Consider the following 2,190-nt stretch of genomic DNA (forward strand, 5'->3'; position numbering starts at 1 on the left):
GGAGATGTGTATAAGGGCCAGCCTCGCATCCGCAGGTGGCAAAGGTGAGCTTTACCGGCTCGACGGCGACCGGCAAACAGATTGCCCGCGTGGCCGCCGACCGGCTGACCCGCGTGACCCTTGAGCTGGGCGGCAAAAACCCGGCCATCGTGCTGAAAGACGCCAACCCGGAGTGGGTCATTGAAGGGCTGATGACCGGCAGCTTCCTCAATCAGGGGCAGGTGTGCGCCGCCAGCTCGCGGATCTATATCGAAGCGCCGCTGTTCGATACCCTGGTGAGCGGCTTTGAGCAGGCGGTGAAGTCGCTGCAGGTCGGCCCCGGAATGCAGGAATCAACCCACATTAACCCGGTCGTTTCCCGGGCGCACTGCGACAAGGTCGCCGCCTATCTCGATCAGGCGCGGCAGCAGAACGCCGAGCTGATTACCGGCAGCAGCGGGCCGGACGGCAAGGGCTACTACATTGCGCCAACCCTGGTGATTAACCCCGATGCCGGGCTGCGGCTCAGCAGAGAGGAGGTCTTTGGTCCGGTAGTGAACCTGGTGCGCGTCGCCGATGGCGAAGAGGCGCTGCGTCTTGCCAACGACAGCGATTTTGGCCTGACGGCCAGCGTGTGGACCGGCGATTTGAGCCAGGCGCTGAGCTACACCGAGCGCCTGCAGGCGGGCACGGTATGGGTCAACAGCCATACGCTTATCGATGCCAACCTGCCGTTTGGCGGCATGAAGCAGTCCGGTACCGGGCGCGACTTCGGCCCGGACTGGCTGGACGACTGGTGTGAAACCAAATCGGTCTGCGTGCGCTATTAACCGCTGATCCGGCGCCTGAGGTTCGACCGCTTACCCCGGCCGCGAATTTCGGGCGCCGCACTGCGTAACTATTCCCTCTGATCCACTTCTTTTCCGATGCCCCGGCTCGGTAGCCGTCTGCTATTTTTAATTTGTCAAACATCCCCTTTTAATGCGGCCTGTCGATGAGGTTCATATGAACTTACTGGTCTTTTGTGACGGAACCTGGAATACCCCCCAGCAGCTTGATGATGGCAAACCCGCGCCGACGAACGTGGTCAAACTGCGCAACGCCGTGACGGAAAATAGCGGCCAGCGCGTCTATTATCACCCCGGCGTCGGCACCGACGGCGGCGTTGTCGATCGTTATATTGGCGGTGGCATAGGCGACGGTCTGGATAAAAATATTATTAGCGCCTATTACTGGCTCGCTACCAACTATCGACCCGGCGATAAAATATGGCTATTTGGCTTTAGCCGCGGGGCCTATACGGTGAGAAGCCTTGGCGGAATGATCTCGCGCTGCGGTTTATTAAATGCCGGCGGAGCCGGAACCGGCGACGATAAAGTCTGGGAGGACATCAACGCGCTGTTCAGCCTTTACCGCCAGCCGGCGGCCAGCGCTCCGGCGGTGATAGCCAGCGTCGGGCGGCCTTTCTATGAGGTCGCCACGGGAAATCCCACCAAAGAGAGCGTGCCGATCTATTTTATTGGCGTCTGGGAAACGGTGGGGTCGCTGGGGATCCCTGACGACCTGGCCTTAGCCAACCTGCTGGACGACCCGAAAAAGTATGCGTTCCACGATACCTCCTTGAGCCCGATCGTCAAGAACGCCCGCCACGCGCTGGCGCTGGACGAGCAGCGGCAAAGCTTTATCCCGACGCTGTGGGATAACGTGGCGGCAAACCCGCGGGTGAAGCAGCGCTGGTTCGTCGGCGTGCACTCCGACGTTGGCGGCGGCTACGCGCAGTGCGGACTATCGGATATCCCCCTGCGGTGGATGATGTGCGAAGCGCGCGATCTCGGCCTTGAGCTGCATCCGGATATCGCTACCCAGCTCAAGCCTGACCCCCAGTCTCTGCTGCACGATTCGGTGACCGGGGTGTTTAAGCTGCTGCACACCTGCCCGCGCGGGGTGCCGCAGATTGTGGCGGGCAGCGCCGACGTTGATAACAGCGTCCTGCAGCGTCAAAGCCAGCCGTCGCTGCTCCACGGCGGCTACCGGCGCCTCAGGGCGCTGACGCCAGAGCATCCGGTAACGTTCGACGTCTTTTCTCGTGAGCGCTGGAATGAAACCGGGGTTTGGCTGGAGGCGGGCGTCGAGTACCGGTTCAGCGCCTCGGGAAAATGGATGGACAGCTCGATTCCCTGCGATGCCGACGGCACCGCGGACGGGAAGTTT

The 2,190-nt window shown here is 61.6% G+C and carries 1 protein-coding gene and 1 pseudogene; both read left to right on the forward strand.

The features are described 5' to 3' along the window. Window positions 1–23 precede the first annotated feature (23 nt). Window positions 24–809: pseudogene (locus PFH44_RS26930) on the forward strand (aldehyde dehydrogenase family protein); the annotation flags it as partial. A 175-nt stretch (window positions 810–984) separates the two neighbouring features. Next, the coding region (locus PFH44_RS26935; protein WP_283826741.1) for a DUF2235 domain-containing protein at window positions 985–2,190 on the forward strand (1,206 nt) is incomplete at its 3' end.

This window comes from Klebsiella sp. Ech2A, from assembly GCF_030078455.1.
Classification (GTDB): Bacteria; Pseudomonadota; Gammaproteobacteria; order Enterobacterales; family Enterobacteriaceae; genus Klebsiella; species Klebsiella terrigena.